The 811-nt window shown below is 72.0% G+C and carries 1 protein-coding gene; it reads right to left on the bottom strand.

What is annotated here, in order from left to right:
- Nucleotides 1-811, bottom strand: an 811-nt coding sequence (locus NX774_RS23285) for an Ig-like domain-containing protein (protein WP_258824682.1), incomplete at both ends; no start/stop codon positions are given.

An 811-nucleotide genomic window follows, 5' to 3' on the forward strand; every position in this document is an offset into this window, starting at 1 on the left:
GAGGGGCAGGGTCACGTCGACCGTGCCGTCGCGGCTGATGCCGTCGGCGTTGCTGGCGCCGCTGTCGCTGTGCAGCGCGAACGCGGGCGCCGCGGCGGCCGTGTCAACGGTGATGGCTGCGGCGCTCGATGCGGCCGCGCTCAGGTTGCCGGCGTTGTCGGTCTGGCGCACCTGCACGGTGCCCGCGCTGTAGCTGCCGTCGGCCAGCGTGAAGCTGGTGCCGCTGCCGGTGTTCCAGTGCGCGCCGCTGTCCACGCTGTACTCCCAGCTTGCGACATCCCCGGCCAGCGTGACGTTGATGGTGCCGTCCTTAGTGATGCCGTCGCTGTTACTGGTTCCGGTGTCGGCGGCCAGCGCCAGGGCAGGCGCGGCAACCGAGGTGTCGATCGTGATGGCCGCCGCGTTGCTGCCCGCGGCACTCAGGTTGCCGGCGACGTCGGTGTAGCGCACCTGCACCTGGCCCACGGCCTGCGTGCCGGCCGGCAGGTTGAAGCTGGTGCCGCTGCCGGCCGTCCAGTGTGCGCCGCCGTCCACGCTGTATTCCCAGCTCGCTGCGTCAAGCGGCAGCGTTACATTCACGGCCGGGTTGTTCGTGATGCCGTCGCTGTTGCTCGCGCCGGTGTCGGCCGCGAGCGCAAACGAGGGCGCAGCGGCCGAGGTGTCGACCGTGATCGCGGCGCCATTGCTGCCCGCGGCGCTCAGGTTGCCGGCGTTGTCGGTGTAGCGTGCCTGCACGGCGCCGCTGGCGTAGCTACCGGCGCCCAGGCTGAAGCTGGTGCCGCTGCCGGCGCTCCAGTGGGCGCCGCCGTCC

It is taken from the genome of Massilia agilis (assembly GCF_024756255.1).
Lineage (GTDB): Bacteria > Pseudomonadota > Gammaproteobacteria > Burkholderiales > Burkholderiaceae_D > Telluria > Telluria agilis.